General features: G+C 72.0%; 14 protein-coding genes. 7 read left to right on the top strand and 7 right to left on the bottom strand.

The features are described from left to right. The first annotated feature begins 68 nt into the window (after nt 1-68). Entirely contained in the window at nt 69-1,760 is a 1,692-nt protein-coding gene (locus Q0P88_RS08370; protein ID WP_295013015.1) for a beta-N-acetylhexosaminidase, read from the top strand. A 21-nt stretch (nt 1,761-1,781) separates the two neighbouring features. On the opposite strand, the gene Q0P88_RS08365 is transcribed toward Q0P88_RS08370, so the two are convergent. From Q0P88_RS08365 to Q0P88_RS08355, 3 genes are read right to left on the bottom strand one after another with little or no spacing between them, the layout of a single operon-like run. Further along, nucleotides 1,782-2,408 (bottom strand): bifunctional 4-hydroxy-2-oxoglutarate aldolase/2-dehydro-3-deoxy-phosphogluconate aldolase, encoded by a 627-nt coding sequence (locus Q0P88_RS08365; protein WP_295013014.1) that lies wholly within the window; start codon nt 2,406-2,408, stop codon nt 1,782-1,784. Then, nucleotides 2,405-4,045 carry an amidohydrolase family protein gene (locus Q0P88_RS08360; RefSeq protein WP_295013012.1) on the bottom strand — a complete coding sequence of 547 codons (1,641 nt, stop codon included), beginning with the start codon at nt 4,043-4,045 and terminating at the stop codon, nt 2,405-2,407. Before Q0P88_RS08360 ends, Q0P88_RS08365 begins: the two co-directional genes overlap by 4 nt. A 2-nt stretch (nt 4,046-4,047) precedes the next feature. Further along, nucleotides 4,048-5,349 (bottom strand): alanine racemase, encoded by a 1,302-nt coding sequence (locus Q0P88_RS08355; protein WP_295013010.1) that lies wholly within the window; start codon nt 5,347-5,349, stop codon nt 4,048-4,050. 77 nt (nt 5,350-5,426) lie between these two features. Here Q0P88_RS08355 and Q0P88_RS08350 point away from each other — a divergent pair, with 77 nt between their 5' ends. Genes Q0P88_RS08350 through Q0P88_RS08340 form a run of 3 tightly spaced genes read left to right on the top strand, consistent with a single transcriptional unit; the run spans nt 5,427 to nt 7,566 of the window. Then, nucleotides 5,427-6,398 (top strand): sugar kinase, encoded by a 972-nt coding sequence (locus Q0P88_RS08350; RefSeq protein ID WP_295013008.1) that lies wholly within the window; start codon nt 5,427-5,429, stop codon nt 6,396-6,398. Continuing rightward, the gene (locus tag Q0P88_RS08345; RefSeq protein ID WP_295013006.1) at nt 6,395-7,168 is read left to right on the top strand and encodes an IclR family transcriptional regulator; all 774 of its coding nucleotides are present in this window, start codon (nt 6,395-6,397) and stop codon (nt 7,166-7,168) included. The genes Q0P88_RS08350 and Q0P88_RS08345 overlap by 4 nt, the downstream gene beginning before the upstream one ends. Next, complete coding sequence (locus Q0P88_RS08340) at nt 7,165-7,566, top strand: RidA family protein (RefSeq protein ID WP_295013004.1); 402 nt, start codon at nt 7,165-7,167, stop codon at nt 7,564-7,566. Before Q0P88_RS08345 ends, Q0P88_RS08340 begins: the two co-directional genes overlap by 4 nt. 11 nt (nt 7,567-7,577) lie before the next feature. Here Q0P88_RS08340 and Q0P88_RS08335 read toward each other — a convergent pair whose 3' ends face one another. Beyond that, nucleotides 7,578-9,491: a potassium transporter Kup gene (locus tag Q0P88_RS08335; protein ID WP_295013002.1), complete on the bottom strand. Its 1,914-nt coding sequence runs from the start codon at nt 9,489-9,491 to the stop codon at nt 7,578-7,580. Nucleotides 9,492-9,649: 158 nt separating this feature from the next. Between Q0P88_RS08335 and Q0P88_RS08330 the strand changes: the two genes are divergently transcribed. Then, nucleotides 9,650-10,141, top strand: coding sequence for a hypothetical protein (locus tag Q0P88_RS08330; RefSeq protein WP_295013000.1), 492 nt, complete (start codon nt 9,650-9,652; stop codon nt 10,139-10,141). A 44-nt stretch (nt 10,142-10,185) separates the two neighbouring features. Here the strand turns inward: Q0P88_RS08330 and Q0P88_RS08325 are convergent, their stop codons facing one another. Then, complete coding sequence (locus Q0P88_RS08325) at nt 10,186-10,656, bottom strand: Lrp/AsnC family transcriptional regulator (protein WP_295012997.1); 471 nt, start codon at nt 10,654-10,656, stop codon at nt 10,186-10,188. A 148-nt stretch (nt 10,657-10,804) separates the two neighbouring features. On the opposite strand from Q0P88_RS08325, the gene ald reads away from it, so the two are divergent. Further along, nucleotides 10,805-11,890 carry an alanine dehydrogenase gene (gene ald, locus Q0P88_RS08320; protein WP_295012995.1) on the top strand — a complete coding sequence of 362 codons (1,086 nt, stop codon included), beginning with the start codon at nt 10,805-10,807 and terminating at the stop codon, nt 11,888-11,890. A gap of 89 nt (nt 11,891-11,979) precedes the next feature. On the opposite strand, the gene Q0P88_RS08315 is transcribed toward ald, so the two are convergent. Then, nucleotides 11,980-12,483, bottom strand: coding sequence for a hypothetical protein (locus Q0P88_RS08315; protein ID WP_295012993.1), 504 nt, complete (start codon nt 12,481-12,483; stop codon nt 11,980-11,982). Nucleotides 12,484-12,730: 247 nt separating this feature from the next. On the opposite strand from Q0P88_RS08315, the gene Q0P88_RS08310 reads away from it, so the two are divergent. Beyond that, nucleotides 12,731-13,699, top strand: a complete 969-nt coding sequence (locus Q0P88_RS08310; protein WP_295012991.1) for a DUF5996 family protein — start codon at nt 12,731-12,733, stop codon at nt 13,697-13,699. Here Q0P88_RS08310 and Q0P88_RS08305 read toward each other — a convergent pair. Then, on the bottom strand, nt 13,696-15,732 hold the full coding sequence (locus tag Q0P88_RS08305; protein ID WP_295012989.1) for an AAA family ATPase: 2,037 nt from the start codon (nt 15,730-15,732) through the stop codon (nt 13,696-13,698). The two genes, Q0P88_RS08310 and Q0P88_RS08305, sit on opposite strands and share 4 nt — an antisense overlap. Nucleotides 15,733-15,997 lie beyond the last annotated feature (265 nt).

The raw sequence follows: 15,997 nt of genomic DNA, 5'->3' as shown, positions 1-15,997 counted from the left end.
AACGTCACCTTAGGCTTGTTCCGGATACTGCAATCGAATTGCACCATACGCAACAAGGAGCGGCGTCGATGAACCTTCTGCCCCAGCCCGCGCACCTCCGATCCGGCCGGGGCGGGTTCCCGTTGACCGCGACGACGGAGATCCACGCCGACGCGGCCCTGGAGGACGCGGCCCGACGGCTGCAGGAGCGTCTGCGTGCGACCTCGGGACTCCCGCTCCCGATCCGACCCGCGGCGTCCCTCCCGGACCGGGACGGCGCCGACGCGGCGCACGCCGGGACAGCGCCTGCTCGGACAACGCAGGGCGGGATCCGGTTCGTCGTGGACGCGACCCTCGGCGGCGAGGCTTACACGCTCGACGTGGACTCCGAGGGGATCCGCATCGGGGCGGGCGGCCCCCGCGGCGCCCAGTGGGCGGCGCAGACCCTCCTCCAGCTGCTGCCCGATGCCGTGCACCGGCGGGCGGGCGCGCCCGCCGCCGGAGGATCCTCCCCGCTCGTGGTGCCGTCCGTGCGGATCGAGGACGCCCCGCGCTTCGGCTGGCGCGGCCTCATGCTCGATGTCGTCCGGCACTTCTTCCCCGTGCGCGAGGTGCTGCGCCTGATCGACCTGCTCGCGATGCACCGGCTCAACGTGCTGCAGCTGCACCTCACCGACGACCAGGGCTGGCGGGTCGAGATCCATCGTCACCCGCGGCTCACCGAGGTCGGCGGCTGGCGTTCGTCCTCGCAGCTCGGCGCGGGACCGGACGCGACGGACGACGGACGACCCCACGGGGGCTTCTACACGCAGGACGATCTCCGCGAGATCGTCGCGTACGCCGCCGCACGCGGAGTGAGCGTCGTTCCCGAGATCGAGCTTCCCGGGCATGTGCAGGCCGCGATCGCCGCCTATCCGGAGCTCGGACTCGCTGCGGAGCCGCTCTCCCCGTGGACGCGCTGGGGGATCAATCCGCACGCGCTCAACGTCGAGGAGTCGACGATCGCCTTCTTCTGCGACGTGCTGGACGAGATCATCGAGATCTTCCCCTCCCCCGTGATCGGGATCGGCGGCGACGAGTGCCGCAAGGACGAGTGGCGCGCCGATGCGCGCACGCAGGAGCGCATGCGGGAGCTCGGTCTCGCCACGGAGGACGAGCTGCAGAGCTGGTTCATCGCGCGGATCGACGCCCACGTGCGCTCGCGGGGCCGCACCCTCTACGGTTTCGACGAGATCCTGGAGGGCGGCCTCCTCGACCGGCCGACCGTGGCGTCCTGGCGCGGCAGCACGGGCGCCGTGCTCGCCGCGCGACGCGGATCCGACGTGGTCATGTGCCCCGAGGACACCGTCTACCTCGACTACCGCCAGTCCGACGCTCCGGACGAGCCGATCCCCGTCGGCGTCGTCACGACGGTCGCCGACGTGCGGGCCTTCGATCCGATCCCCGCGGCCCTCGAGGAGGAGCACCGCGAGCGGATCCTCGGCGGGCAGGGGAACCTGTGGACCGAGCACGTCGACTCGGCCCGTCGGATCGACTACCAGGTGTTCCCGCGTGCCTGCGCTCTCGCCGAGGCGCTCTGGAGCGGTCAGGAGGACGCCGACGTGGCCTCGTTCCCGGAACGGCTGCGGGCGCATCTGCGCCGCCTGGACGCCGCGGGCGTCGAGTACCGGCCGGCCGACGGGCCGCGCCCGTGGCAGCGCATCCCCGGCGTTCCCGGCAAGCCCTTCGACCGCGCGGCACGGGCGGCCCACATCGCGGAGATCACCGCGAACCTCGTCTGATCCGGCGTCGGACCGTCCGTCTCAGCCGCGAGCGGCGACGACGAAGGCTCTGGCCCGGGCGGACACCCGCTCCCAGTCGTTCGCGGCGACGTCGGCGGCGGAGACGACGCTCGATCCTGCGGTCACCGCGAGGGCTCCCGCGCGGCGGTACTCGGCCGCGTTGCCGTCGTGCAGTCCGCCCGATGCCACCAGGGGCATGTCCGGGAACGGCCCGGACAGGTGCCGGAAGTACGCGGCCCCCACGGTCTCCGCGGGGAAGATCTTCACGGCCGCCGCGCCCAGCCGCACGGCGGCGAGCGCCTCCGTCGGCGTCAGCGCACCCATCACGACGGGCACGTCGTGCGCGCCGGCGATGGCCGCCACCTCGTCCACCACGCCCGGCGTGACGAGGAACGAGGCCCCCGCCGCGATCGCGTCCCTGGCCTGCGCCGCCGTGGTCACCGTGCCCGCGCCGACGCGGACGCCTGCCACCTCGGATCCCGCCTCGATGAGCGCGGTCACCCGCGGCGTCGTGAACGCGAACTCCACGACGCGGATCCCGCCCGCGGCGAGCGCGTGCAGGAGCGGGAGCGGATCCGGGATCGAGGCCAGGCGCGGAAGGGCGAGAGCCCCGTCCTCGCGCAGCAGGTCCATCACTCCGGCGGTCATGCGTGCTCCTCTCGCGCGGCGGTCGCTGCCGCCGTCGTTCCGCCCGCGCGCAGGCAGGTCCCGGTCAGGCTGTCGGTGCGCACGCCGTCGCGCAGGGCACGCGCACCGGCCACCCACACGCCCGCGATGCCCTCGGCGGCCTGCCGCGGCTGCGCGAAGGTCGCGCGGTCCTGGATCCGATCCGGATCGAAGAGCACGAGGTCGGCGGCGTACCCCTCGCGGATCAGGCCCCGATCCGCGAGCCGCAGCCGGCGGGCCGGGGTCGCGCTGAGGTGCCGGACCGCCTCTTCGAGCGTGAGCACCCCCTGCTCCCGCACGTAGCGGGCGAGGTAGCGGGGGAACGTGCCCCAGGATCGGGGATGCGGGCGGTCCCCGACGAGGATCCCGTCGCTGCCGCCCGTGTGCACCGGGTGGCGCATGATCGCCTGGACGTTCTCCTCGTGGCCGATGTGCATGAGCACCCCCGTCGCGAAATCGTCCGCGAGGAGGATGCGGATCATCGCATCGACCGGCGCCTCGCCCGTCCCAGCGGCGATCTCCGCGATCGTGCGACCGACGAGGGCGGACAGCGCGGGATCGCCCACCCCGGAGACCTGGATCGTGGTCCAGTCGGCCGGCTCGCCATGGAACCCGTCGCAACCGTCGACGTCGAGGGCCTGCACGAGCGCGTCCCGTTCCTCGCCGGAGAGCAGTCGTTCCCGCAGCGCGTCGAGCCCGCCGGCCGCGATCCAGCTCGGCAGCAGCGCGACCAGCGTCGTCGCCCCGGGCAGATACGGATAGGTGTCCATCGTGAGGTCGACGCCCTCGGCGAGCGCGGCGTCGATCATGTCGAGGAACCGTGGAGCGGCGCCCGCGTTCGGCGCGAAGTTCAGGGTCGCGTGGGCGAGGTGCAGTCCGCAGCCGGTCTCCCGGGCGATGCCGATGACCTCCGCGTAGGCGTCGAGCGCTCCGCGTCCGTACGAGCGCGTGTGCGGGGCGTAGAACCCGCCGTGCGCGGCCACGACCTCGCAGAGGGCCGTGAGCTCGGCCGTGTCAGCGTACATCCCTGGCACGTAGGTGAGCCCGCTGGACAGGCCGACCGCACCGGCGGCGAGGGAGTCGTCGAGGATCCCGCGCATCCGGTCGATCTCCGCCGCGGTCGCGGGACGGTTCCCCGACCCGACCGTGAGCAGGCGCAGGTTGCCCTGGGGCACGAGCACGGCCGTGTTCGTGGCGGTGCCCCGGCCGAGCCGATCGAGGTAGCCGGCCATGTCTCGCCAGTCGACGTCGAGGTCGGCATGGCCGTTCCATCCCGCGATCTGCCGGCGGATCCCGCCGAGCACGGCGTCGTCGACCGGTGCATAGCCGATCCCGTCCTGGCCGATGACCTCGGTCGTGACGCCCTGCGCCACCTTCGCCAGATGCACGGGATCGGCGAGCACGGCGAGATCGGAGTGGGCGTGCATGTCGATGAAGCCCGGCGCGAGGACGAGGCCCTCCGCCGGAACCTCCTGCGCGACGTCCGCGGCCGCGACGGCGAGCGACCCCGCGGGCGCGATCCGCTCGATCCGGTCCCCGCGCACGAGGACGTCCGCGGTGCGTCGCGGGTCGCCGGTGCCGTCGACGACCGTGGCAGAGCGGAAGAGCGTGTCCGGCATGCTCAGAACCAGGTCTCGACCGCGTCCACGACGCGGGGATCGGCGGCGTCCGCGTCCGCGACGACCGGGATCAGGCGCCACTTGTCCAGGGCGGTGCAGGGGTGGGACAGACCGAGGCGCACGACATCGCCCACCCGCAGGCGCTCCGCGTCCCCGGAGGCCACGACGTCGTCGCCGAGGCGGAGGAAGAGGTGCTGGTCATTGAGGGCGGTCACCGTGCTTCCACGCAGGGCGGCGGCGTTCTCGGAGCGTCCGGCGATGCGCTGCGCGACGGGCAGCCCCTCGTCGAACGACGCGTCGCGCCGGCCCGCGTCGAGCAGCGCGAGCCCGGGCTCCGGGCGCGACAGCACGCGGGCCCAGAGGTGCATGGCGGAGCGGAAGGGCGCGGATCCGACCACGCGGCCCATGGGCGAGATCCCCGCGTAGAACCCGTCGTCGTGGATCTGGAAGGCCCCGGATCGCACCACGACGTCGGCATCGGCGCACCGCGGCGGCAGCACGACGCCGACGCGGTCGAAGTAGGCGCTTCCCCCGGCCGTGACGACCGGAGTCCTCCCCTCCGGATAGAGACCGGCGTCCGCGATTTCCCGGTGCAGGGCGGAGAGGTCGGCGAGGTAGCCGTCGACGCGGGCGACCGAGGCGGGCTCGCGGTCGTGCGCGAGCGCCCCCTCGTACCCTCCGACGCCCGCGAGCACGAGCGCCGGCGCGGCGGCGATCGCCTCGGCGACGGCCCGGGCGGTCGCGCGGTCCCTGGCGCCCGTCCGGCCGCCCGTTCCGCCGAGCTCGACGAGCACGGGAAGCGGCCGATCCGGCTCGCCGAGCGCGGCCGACATCGCCTGCACGGTGGCGACGTCGTCCGCCCAGCACAGGATCTCGGCCTCGGGATCCGCGGCGAGGGAGGCGGCGATGCCCTGCAGCGCGACCGGGTCGACCATTTCGTTGGCGATGAGGATCCGGCGCACGCCGTTCGCCCGCGCGGCCTGCGCCTGCCAGGCGGTCGCGAAGGTGAGCCCCCAGACGCCGGCGTCGATCAGCTCGTTCCACAGCACCGGGGACATGGTCGTCTTTCCGTGCGGCGCGAGGAGCACGCCGGCCTCCTCCGCCCAGGCGGTCATGGCCTCGACGTTGTGGGCCAGGGCCGAGGCGTCGAGCGTGAGCAGGGGCGTCGCGAAGTCCGAGCGCACCGGCTCGCCGTCGAGGAAGTCCTCGAGCGTCCGCCCGTAGGCGGCCGGAGGGAACGACTTGTCGCGTGCGGAGAGCTCGCGGCGGGACGACGACGGGGCAGCACTCGATGAAGCATCCACGCATCCATCTTGACACGTGTTGCGCTGGTTGCAATCTCGGTTGCATCGGGTTGCAGCCCTGATCTACGCTTCAGAGCATGGCCCCGTCTGCAACCGCGCGATCGACCCCGACCGCCGTGACGTTCGGCGAGGCCCTCGTCGTGCTCGTCCAGGACCGGCCGGGCGCCCTCGAGCGCTCCCCCGGCTTCACCCGCTCGCTCGGTGGCGCGGAGACCAACGTCGCCGTCGGCCTCGCGGCGCTCGGCGTCCCCGTCACCGCGATCACCCGCGTGGGCGACGACGGGTTCGGTCGGTTCATCCGGGAGGAGCTCGACCGTCTCGGCGTCGACACGCGCGCGATCGCCGTCGACCCGGCGCACCGCACCGGCGTCTACGTGAAGGAGGTCGGTGGGGACGGATCCGCACCCACCGACCTCGGCGCAGGGCGCAGCCGCATGCACTACTACCGGACCGGATCCGCGGGCGCCCACCTGCGTCCCGCCGTCCTCGACGAGCCGGCCGTGGCCGCGGCGCTCGCGGAGGCGTCGCTCGTGCACACGACGGGCATCACTCCTGCGCTCTCCGACGACGCGGCCGCCGCACAGCGCGCGCTCGTCTCGGCGATGCGCGGGCGGGTGCCGATCTCGTTCGACCTGAACTGGCGCCCCGCGCTGTGGTCCGACCGCGAAGAGCACGGGCGAACCCTGCTGAGCGGCTTCCTGCGCAGCGCCGACATCGCGTTGACGGGTCTGGACGAGGCGGAGGAGGTGTTCGGGATCCGCACCGCGGAGGAACTGCGTCGCGCCTTCCCCGAGCCGCGCCGTCTGATCGTGAAGGACAACGGCGGAGCGGTCGTGGCCTTCGACGGCGAGGATCGCGTCGTCGTGCCGACCCCCGCGCGCGTGGACGTCGTCGAGGCGATCGGCGCCGGCGACGCCTTCGCCTCGGGGCTGCTCGCGGGGATCCTCGACGGGCTGCCGCTCGACGAGGCCGTGGAGGGCGGACACCGCGCCGCCGCGCGCGCCCTGGCCTCCACGACCGACCACGTCGCCGCGGGAGCAGACCGATGAACCAGACCGTGACCCGCGCCCTCGACCTGCTCGCCGCCCTGCAGGGAGATGCGCAGACCCTCGACCAGTGCGCGGAGCGCCTCGGCGTGCACAAGTCGACCGTTCTGCGCCTGCTGCAGACGCTCGAGGCCCAGCGCTTCGTCACCCACGACGCGCAGCACCGCTATCGGCTCGGCAGCCGCCTGTTCGAGCTCGCCGGCGCCGCCCTCGCCCAGCGCGACGTGAGGGAGGTCGCCCGCCCGCACCTGGAGCGCCTCAACGAGCAGACGGGGCAGACCGTGCATCTCGCGGCCTACGAATCGGGCGACGTCGTCTACATCGACAAGCTCGAGGCGCGCAGCGGGATCCGGATGTACTCCCGCGTGGGGCTGCGTGCGCCGCTGCACTGCACGGCCGTCGCGAAGGTGCTGCTCGCCGACCTCCCCCTCGCAGCCCGCCGAGAGATCGCCGAGGGCATCGACTACGAGCCGTTCACGGATCGCACGATCCGCACGCCCGCCGAGTTCCTGGCCGAGCTGGACAGGGTCCGCGCCGACGGCTTCGCCCGGGACAGCGCCGAGCACGAGACGTTCATCAACTGCATCGCGGCGCCCATCCGGGACGGCGCCGGCACGGTCGTCGCCGCCGCGTCGGTCTCGGTGCCGACCCTGTCGCTGCCCGCGCACGAGGTGCTGGCCCTCCTGCCGCAGCTCATGACGGCGACGGGCGGGGCGTCCGCAGACCTGGGCTGGGCAGAGCGTCCGGCCGCCGACCGAGAGGATCGACCATGACCGACAAGACCCGCATCTCCACCACCGACGCCCCGCCGCCCGCGCACGTGTTCTCGCAGGGCGTGCGCAAGGGTCCGATCGTGCAGGTCTCCGGCCAGGGCCCTGTCGACCCGGCGACCAGCGAGTACCTGCACCGGGGCGACGTCGCCGCGCAGACGACCCGCACGCTCGAGAACGTGCGGGCGATCGTCGAGGCGTCCGGCGCGTCCTTCGACGACGTGGTCATGCTGCGCGTGTACCTCACGAAGCGCGAGGACTTCCCGATCATGAACGAGGCCTACGGCGCCTTCGTGACCGCGCACACGCCGAGCGGCGTGCTCCCGGCGCGTACGACGGTCTTCACGGGCCTTCCCCGGGAGGAGATGCTCGTCGAGATCGACGCGCTCGCCGTCGTCTGAGCCCGCACGCCTCAGAGCTCGATCTGCGAGCCCATGACGATCACGCGGTCGCGCGGCAGGCCGAAGTGGTCGCTCGCGTCCGAGGTGATGTGCGACGCGGCGAGGAAGAGCCGCTTCCGCCAGCGGGCCATGCCACCGGCCCGGCCCTCCCGCAGCTCGATCTTCGAGAGGAAGTACGTGGCGCGGTCCAGATCGATCCAGCCCTGCGTCTTCTCCGGCGGGATCGAGCGGAGCGCGCGGGGCAGGTCCGGCTTCTCCGCGTAGCCGAACCGCGCCTCGACGGCGATGATCCCGTCCGTGGGATCGCCGAGATCGTCGACCACGCACCGCTGCGCCGCGGAGACCCGTGGGACGTTCTGCACGTCGACGGACAGGATGATCACGCGCGCGTGCCGGACGTGGTTGTGCTCGACGTTCGCACGCAGCGCGAGCGGCGTCGTACGCCCGCGCGGGTTGAGGAAGATCGCGGTGCCCGGCACGCGGTCGACCAGCTTCGGGTGGGTGCGCAGGTTCGCCACGAAGTCGGTGAGCGACCCCTCCGCCTCGGTGCGACGGGCGGTGATGAGCTGCCGTCCGCGCTGCCAGGTCGTCATCACGGTGAACGCCAGGAGCCCGATCGCGAGCGGCAGCCACGCGCCGTGCACGAACTTGGTCAGGTTCACGACGAAGAAGAGCAGATCGACCGTGAGCAGCACCGCGGCGCCGATCGCGAGGATCCAGATCGGCGTGCCCCAGCGTCGCCGTGCGAGGTAGAAGAACAGGATCGTCGTGATCGTGATGGTGCCGGTCACCGCCATCCCGTACGCGAACGCGAGCGAGGCCGAGCTGCGGAACGCGAACACGAGGGTGATCACCGAGACCATGAGCAACCAGTTGATCCACGGGACGTAGATCTGCCCGTGCGATTCGGCCGACGTGTGGGTGACGCGGAGCCGCGGGAGGTAGCCGAGCCCCGAGGCCTGGGCGGCGACCGAGAACGCACCGGAGATCACGGCTTGTGAGGCGATGACCGTCGCCGCGGTCGCCAGGACCACGAGCGCGATCCGCCCCCACTCGGGGGCGAGCAGGAAGAACGGGGCGGACATGTTGGCGTGGTCCTCGAGGAGCAGAGCGCCCTGCCCGAGGTAGGTGAGCGCGCACGCCGGGAAGACGACGAACAGCCAGGCGAGGGAGATCGGCTTGCGTCCGAAATGCCCCATATCCGCGTAGAGCGCCTCCGCGCCGGTCACCGACAGCACGACCGCGGCGAGCGCGAAGAAGGCGATGTCGAAGTGGCCGACCATGAACCCCAGCGCGTAGGTCGGGGACAGCGCCAGCAGGATCTGCGGCTGATGGGCGATCCCGCCGATCCCGAGCACGCCGACGACGACGAACCAGACCGCCATGACGGGTCCGAACAGCCGCCCCACGACGCCGCTGCCGAGCTTCTGGATGAGGAAGAGGGCGAGCAGGATCGTCGCAGTGATCGGCACGATCCAGTCCGCGAGCTCCGGATCGACCGTCTTGAGCCCCTCGACCGCCGAGAGCACCGAGACGGCCGGCGTGATCATGCTGTCGCCGAGGAACAGCGCGGCGCCCAGCACGGCGAGGCCCGAGAGCACCGCGACCGTGCGCGTGCGTCCCGCCGGTGCCCAGCGCCGGACGAGCGTGAGCAGCGCCATGATGCCGCCCTCGCCGTCGTTGTCCATCCGCATGGCGAGCAGCACGTAGGTCACCGTCACGATGAGGATGACCGACCACACGATGAGCGAGACCACGCCGTACAGGTTCTCGGTGGTGAGCGGCACCGGATGCGGATCGTGCGGGTCGAAGACCGTCTGCAGGGTGTAGATCGGGCTGGTGCCGATGTCGCCGAACACGACGCCGAGCGCTCCGACGATGAGGGCGAGCCGGAGCGGATGCGGGGCGGCGGCGCGAGTGGTCACAGTCGAAGACTAGGGCGCGGATCCCGCACGATCGCGGCGCCCTCACGGAATCCTCACGCCCGTTCCGGACGGAATCCTCACGCTCGCGGGCGGTGGCCGCTGCCCTCCCCGCCGGTCTACGCTGGCGCTGATCGGCCCTCGAGGGACAGGCGGCAGCGGTGAGCGACTATCTGGACGGCTGGAACGACTTCGACGTCGCGATGGTCGGCGCGACCTCCGCGCTCGCGGGCCTCGTGATCGTCGCGGCGAGCGTCAACATCGAGGTCATCATCCAGGCCCGCTTCCTCACCGCACGTCTCGCCTCCGGGATCGTCGGCCTCGCGCTGGCCCTGACCGGATCGGCGCTGGGCCTGGTCCCGCATCTCGCGCCCGCCGCGTACGGCGCGATCATGATCGTCGCGGGTGCGATCGGCGGCGCGGTCGGCGGCGTCGCGACGCGCGCCATCTACGCGAACCCCAGCCCCGAGAACAGGCTGAGGCCGGTGAAGGCGGCGATCGGGTTCGTCGCGCCGCTCGCGTACCTCGTCGGCGGGATCCTGCTCCTGGCCGGACAGCCGAGCGCCCTCGGCTGGTTCGCCGCCGGGGCGATCGGCGCGATCGCGGCGTCCCTGCTCATCTCCTGGATCGCGCTGGTCGAGGTGCTGCGCTGATCGGGCATACGTCGGGCACGGCACGACCGCGGCATCGTCGCGGCTCAGTCGAACTCGGCGGCGACGGCGTTGCGGTGGTACTCGAAGATGATGCTCGTGCGGGTGGACGCGACGCTCTGCCTCGTCGAGAGCTGATCGAGCACGAAGGCGCGGACGGCGGAGGATCCGCTCACCGCGAGGTGGACGAGGAAGTCGTCCGTGCCCCCGACGAAGAAGATCTGGATCACGTCGGGGTGGTTGCCGATCTCCCGCGCGAACTCGCGGATGCTCCCCTCGCGCTGCCCTCCGCGCAGGGTGACGCCGATGATCGCCTGGAGGCCACGGCCTAGACGGGCCTGATCTACGGCCGCGTGGAAGCCGGTGATGACGCCGTCGTCGACCAGCCCGCGCAGTCGTGCATGCGTCGTGGAGGGAGCCACCCCCAGGGACTCCGCGAGAGCCGCGTTCGTCGCGCGCCCGTCGGCCGAGAGCTCCTCGATGAGCCTGCGGTCCAGCCGATCGATCTGTTCCGGCATCCGAATCTCCTTCGCCTCCGGGCCCTTTGCGCGGTCCGTCGATGAACATTCTCCTCCACGAGCGAAGCAGGGGAAAGGATCTGCGCTGCTCTCGGCGCGCAAGGAGGGAATCTGCGAATCTGAGCGCACATCGATGAAGGAGTCGTGAATGCGCGTCGCAGTGCCCGCAGAAGTCAAGAACAACGAGAACCGCGTCGCGCTGACGCCCGCCGGCGCCGATGCGCTGGTCCAGCGCGGCCACGAGGTGCTCATCCAGAGCGGTGCCGGCCTCGGGGCCGGATTCGCCGACGAGGACTACCGCGCCGTGGGTGCGGAGATCGTCGACGGCGCGGAGGAGACCTGGGCGCGCGCCGAGCTGCTCGTCAAGGTGAAGGAGCCGATCGCGTCGGAGTACGGGTACCTCCGTCCCGATCTGACCCTCTTCACCTACCTGCACCTGGCGGCCGACCGGCCGCTCACCGACGCGCTCGTCGCCGCCGGCACGACGGCCGTCGCCTATGAGACTGTGCAGCTTCCGGATCGGTCGCTCCCGCTCCTCGCCCCGATGAGCGAAGTCGCCGGACGGCTCTCGATCGTCGTCGGCGCCGCCACGCTGCTGAGCGCCGCGGGCGGACGCGGCGTGATGCTCGGCGGCGTCCCGGCCACGCGCAAGGCCAAGGTCGTCGTGATCGGCGGGGGCGTCGCCGGCGAGCACGCGGCGGCCAACGCGCTCGGCCTGGGCGCCGACGTGACGGTGATCGACATCTCCCTGCCGCGACTGCGCGCTCTCGAGGTGCGCTTCGACGGCGCGATCCAGACCCGCGTCTCGACCCGCTACGAGATCGCGGAGCAGCTGCGCGACGCGGATCTCGTCATCGGCTCCGTGCTGATCCCCGGTGCCGCGGCGCCCAAGCTCGTGACCGACGACATGGTCGCGACGATGAAGCCCGGATCCGTGCTCGTCGACATCGCGATCGACCAGGGCGGCTGCTTCGAGGGCTCCCACCCCACGACGCACGATCAGCCCACGTTCCCGGTGCACCAGTCCCTGTACTACTGCGTGGCGAACATGCCGGGCGCGGTGCCGCACACCTCCACGCAGGCGCTCAGCAACGCGACGCTCCCCTACGTCCTGAGGATCGCCGCCGAGGGCTGGGACGCGGCGGCCGCCGCCGACCCGGCGCTGGCAGCGGGCCTGAACGTGCGCGACGGGGTCGTGGTCAACGCGGGCGTGCGGGCCGCGTTCGGCCTCTGACGGCTCGACCGTCGCAGCGGTCCCCCTGACACGCGAAGGCCCCGGATCCGCTCTCGGATCCGGGGCTTTCGCCGTCGCGCTCGGCGCGCTCAGCCGGCGGTGCAGACCGCCTGCAGCTTCTTGGACTCATCCGTGAGCTTGGTCATCGCGGCCTGGCTCTTGGTGGTGATCTCCTGGGCCTTGGTCTGGGCCTCCTCGACCTTCTGCATCGCGTTCGGGTCGGAGGCGTCGAGGTTCTTCAGATCGGGCATCTCGAAGCCGTCGAAGACCTTGACGAAGCTCTTGTACTCGTCCGCGAACGCGGTGAGCGGCTCCTTGACCTTCTCGTTCGTGACCTTCTTCTCCGCGGAGGACAGACCGTCCAGGACCGGCTGGAAGAGCGCCGCGAAATCGACCTTGTCGCCCTGCGCCGCCTGCTGCAGCGAGGAGTTCAGGTCGCTCGACGCGCTCGACGACGCCTTCGAGATCTCCTGCTGGGCGATCTTGCAGGCGTCAGCGACGCTCTGTCCGCCGGCGGAGCAGGCGCTCATGGTGGCGGCGACGACGAGCGCCGCCGCGGCGCCGCCGATTCGGGTCAGGGTGATGTTTTTCATGGACTCTCCGGTCTCCTGTCAACGAGGTGAGCACGTCCCCGGATCGCCGTCCGGCGAGGAGGCACGCCCTCCGACCCTATGCGTCAGCCGTGAACGCAGCGAAAACGAGCGGGGCGGCCGGACGGATCGTGACCGCATCGAGACGGCGTAGATCGCCCTGTGCGAAAGCGCGTCCTCGTGCCAGGATGCCGGGAGAGGCACGGCAGACCGCGACGACCGGCAGGATCGACCCGGAACGAGGAATCTCATGGGGGACACCGCATCGCACGCAGCGGGGTGGCCGCGACTGCGCGTCGACGACTGGACGCCCACGCGCGAGACGCTGCATCTGTGGCTGCAGATCGTCGGCAAGATCGAGATGGCGTCGACGCCCCTGCTCAACCACTGGTGGAACGTCACGTACGAGGTCACTCCGCGCGGACTGCGCACGCGTTCGCTCCTGCGCCGCGGCGCGGAGGCGTTCGAGGCCGAGTTCGACTTCGCCGACAGCGTCCTCGTGCTGCGGTCCAGCACGGGCGCGAGCGAGACGGTCGCCCTGCGCCCCCGCTCGGTCGCCGACTTCTTCTCCGCCGTGGAGCACGCCTGCCGCACGCTCGGGATCGAGTGCGCGATCTGGGCCGCACCCAACGAGCTCGAGACGGCCATCCCCTTCGCCGAGGACACCGCGGACCGCCCGTACGATCCGCACGCCGTCCGCCTCTTCTGGCGGCAGCTCCTGCAGATCGACGCGGTGTTCGAGCAGTGGCGCGCGGGCTTCGCGGGCAAGGCCAGCCCCGTCCAGCTCTTCTGGGGCTCGATGGATCTTTCCAGCACCCGGTACTCCGGGCGGGGTGCGCCACCCGACACCTCCTCGCCGGCGCACTGCCCTCCCTGGGTCATGGTCGAGGCGGAGAGCAGGGAGAACGTGGCCGCCGGGTTCTGGCCCGGCGGCAGCGACGAAGGCTCGTTCTACGTCTACGCGTACCCGGCACCGCCGACGTACGCCGAGGGCACGCTGACGGCCGGATCGTTCGATCACACCCTCGGCGAGTACATCCTCCCCTACCGCGACGTGCGCACGGCCGCCGATCCCGAGGCGACCCTGCTCGGGTTCCTGCAGGAGTGCTATGCCCGCGCGGCGGATCTGGCGCACTGGGACCGGGCGCTCCTCGACGTCGACCCGGATCGCCTCGCCGCGCACCTCGGACGGGCGAGCGCGCGCGGCCCGCAGGCCTAGCGGCGCACGCCGCTCCCCTCGTCCGTGACCGTCACCGTGATGAGGCGCTTCGTGGCGCGGGTCTGCGCGACGTACAGGTCCCGGAGGCCCGCCTCGCCCGCGCGTCGGATGCCGTCGGGGTCGACGATGATCACGGTGTCGAACTCCAGACCCCGCGCGTCCGGCGCCGCGACGACGGTCGCCCCGGTGCCGTCGAGTTCGGCCTCCAGCGACGGCGTGCGCGGGGCGGAGGCGATCACCCCGACGAGCTCGTCCGGGTGATCGTCGCGGGTGGAGGCGATCAGCGGCACCAGCGCGGAGGAGAGGTCGTTCCGTGATGCGGCGACGACGATCGGCTGCTCGCCGTTCCGGATCGAGCGCGAGGGACGCTGCCCCGGGGCGATGCGCGCGAGCAGCGGTCCCGCCTCCTGAAGGATCTCCGCGGTGGTGCGGTAGTTGACGGTCAGCGTGCGACGGACGACGTCGCCGTCGGCGGCGAAAGGAGCGAGCGCCTCGCTCCAGTCCCGGATGGTCGTGGTCGGGCCGGCCTGCGCGAGGTCTCCCACGACCGTCATGGAACGTGAGGGGCAGCGGCGCGTCAGCATCCGCCACTGCATCTCGGAGAGCTGCTGGGCCTCGTCGACCACGATGTGGCCGAAGGTGAGCTCGGGAGGCCCGTCGATCAGCGCACGCGCCTCGTCCAGCAGGGCGAGATCGGCCGGGCTCCACCCGTCGCCGGCGGAATCCGCGACCTCCGCGATCCGCCGTTCGGACACGTCGGGAAGCGCCTCGGCGAGGGCGACGGGATCGGAGAGGAGCCCCCGGACCGCGTCCTCGGCGCGGAGCCTCGGCCAGACGGACCCGATGGTTCGGTCGATGCCGGGGTCGTCGACGAGCTCCTCCCGGATCCGATCCCAGTCGATCTCCAGCCCCTCCGACGCCTCGGCCCCGTGCTCCGACGCGAACCCGCCGCCGAACATGCGATCGAGGTCGACGCCGTGGAACTCCCTGAGCTCGGCTTCGAAGTCCGCGAGCTCGCGCGCGGTCTGCTGCTCCAGGACGTTCACGAGCTCCTCGACGATGCGCTCCGCGAACAGCGCCCTGGCAGGGTTGTGTCCGACGCCGCCCTGCAGAGCGCCCCGCCGGGCCGTTTCGACGAGCTCCGGCTCGAGGGTGACCGTGCCATGAGCGGTCTCCAGGGAGAGCGACGCGTGGCGGGGCTGCCGGGACTCCACCCAGAGAGCGAGCCCGTGCGCAAGTTCCGCGCGCCCCTTGATGCGCGCCAGGGCGTCAGGCTCGCACCGCGTGGTTGCCGCTCCGACCAGATCGGGCAGCGTCGCCATCCGCACGCCGTTCTCGCCGAGCGACGGCAGCACATCGGCGATGTAGTCGAGGAAACGCGGGTTCGGGCCGAACACGAGCACTCCCCGGTGAGCGACCGCGGGGAACGCATAGAGCACGTACGCCGCGCGGTGGAGGGCGACGATCGTCTTGCCCGTTCCCGGGCCGCCTTCGACGACCATGACCCCGAGATGCGACGATCGGACGATCTCGTCCTGCTCCGCCTGCAGCGTCGCAGCGGCCTGCCGCATCCGCCCGGTCCGCGCGCTGCTCAGCGCCATGAGCAGCGGTCCGTCACCGACCACATCCTCCTCGCCGGGAGCGGCACCGTCGAGGATCTCGTCGCTGACATCCACGACCGCGCCTCCGCGCGCCCTCACGTGACGCCGCCGATGCAGCCCCATCGGCGTCGCGATCGTCGCCGCGTAGAACGGCCGCGCGGCCTCCGCGCGCCAATCCACCAGCAACGGATCGCCCGCCTCCGTGCGCAGACCGATCCGCCCGATGTGCAACGACGAGCCGTCGCTCCCCGAGTCGATGCGTCCGAAGCACAGCGCCTGTTCCGAGGAACGCAGCTGGCCGATCCGGTCCGTCAGACGCCGGACCTCGTCATCCCGGACCGCGAGATCCTGCGGCTCGGAGGTTTCCGCGATCAGAGCCCGCGCGCGCGCAGCGACGCTGCGGGCCAGCTCCGCGTCTCGTCGCGAGGACATCGCGTCCATCCTCCGCTGTTCCTCGGAGATCTGTCGTTCTCTGCCGGTACCCATGCCTGTTCCCTCCGCGGCGCTCGTCGCCGAGCGTCAACTCTGCGGCCTGGACCGGGCGAAGACAACGTTGACTTTTCCGCGGATTCTTGGCCTCCCCGCGGACCAGGGAAGGGGGTGCGCACGCGCACGTTCCGGGCACGAAACCGCGCGATCCGCAAGACGGCGCGTGTCGTGGACGCCCTCTCCTGCGGGCCCCGGCTCCGGCGGGCGT

Source organism: uncultured Microbacterium sp. (assembly GCF_945952435.1).
Lineage (GTDB): Bacteria > Actinomycetota > Actinomycetes > Actinomycetales > Microbacteriaceae > Microbacterium.
This window is presented reverse-complemented; position numbering and strand designations above follow the sequence as displayed.

Bases quoted from the DNA above. Each gene is read 5' to 3' on its own strand.
- Q0P88_RS08370 (WP_295013015.1), top strand. From the start codon at position 69: ATGAACCTTCTGCCCCAGCCCGCGCACCTCCGATCCGGCCGGGGCGGG.
- Q0P88_RS08365 (WP_295013014.1), bottom strand. From the start codon at position 2,408: ATGACCGCCGGAGTGATGGACCTGCTGCGCGAGGACGGGGCTCTCGCC.
- Q0P88_RS08360 (WP_295013012.1), bottom strand. From the start codon at position 4,045: ATGCCGGACACGCTCTTCCGCTCTGCCACGGTCGTCGACGGCACCGGC.
- Q0P88_RS08350 (WP_295013008.1), top strand. From the start codon at position 5,427: ATGGCCCCGTCTGCAACCGCGCGATCGACCCCGACCGCCGTGACGTTC.
- Q0P88_RS08345 (WP_295013006.1), top strand. From the start codon at position 6,395: ATGAACCAGACCGTGACCCGCGCCCTCGACCTGCTCGCCGCCCTGCAG.
- Q0P88_RS08340 (WP_295013004.1), top strand. From the start codon at position 7,165: ATGACCGACAAGACCCGCATCTCCACCACCGACGCCCCGCCGCCCGCG.
- Q0P88_RS08325 (WP_295012997.1), bottom strand. From the start codon at position 10,656: ATGCCGGAACAGATCGATCGGCTGGACCGCAGGCTCATCGAGGAGCTC.
- ald (WP_295012995.1), top strand. From the start codon at position 10,805: ATGCGCGTCGCAGTGCCCGCAGAAGTCAAGAACAACGAGAACCGCGTC.
- Q0P88_RS08315 (WP_295012993.1), bottom strand. From the start codon at position 12,483: ATGAAAAACATCACCCTGACCCGAATCGGCGGCGCCGCGGCGGCGCTC.
- Q0P88_RS08310 (WP_295012991.1), top strand. From the start codon at position 12,731: ATGGGGGACACCGCATCGCACGCAGCGGGGTGGCCGCGACTGCGCGTC.
- Q0P88_RS08305 (WP_295012989.1), bottom strand. From the start codon at position 15,732: ATGTCCTCGCGACGAGACGCGGAGCTGGCCCGCAGCGTCGCTGCGCGC.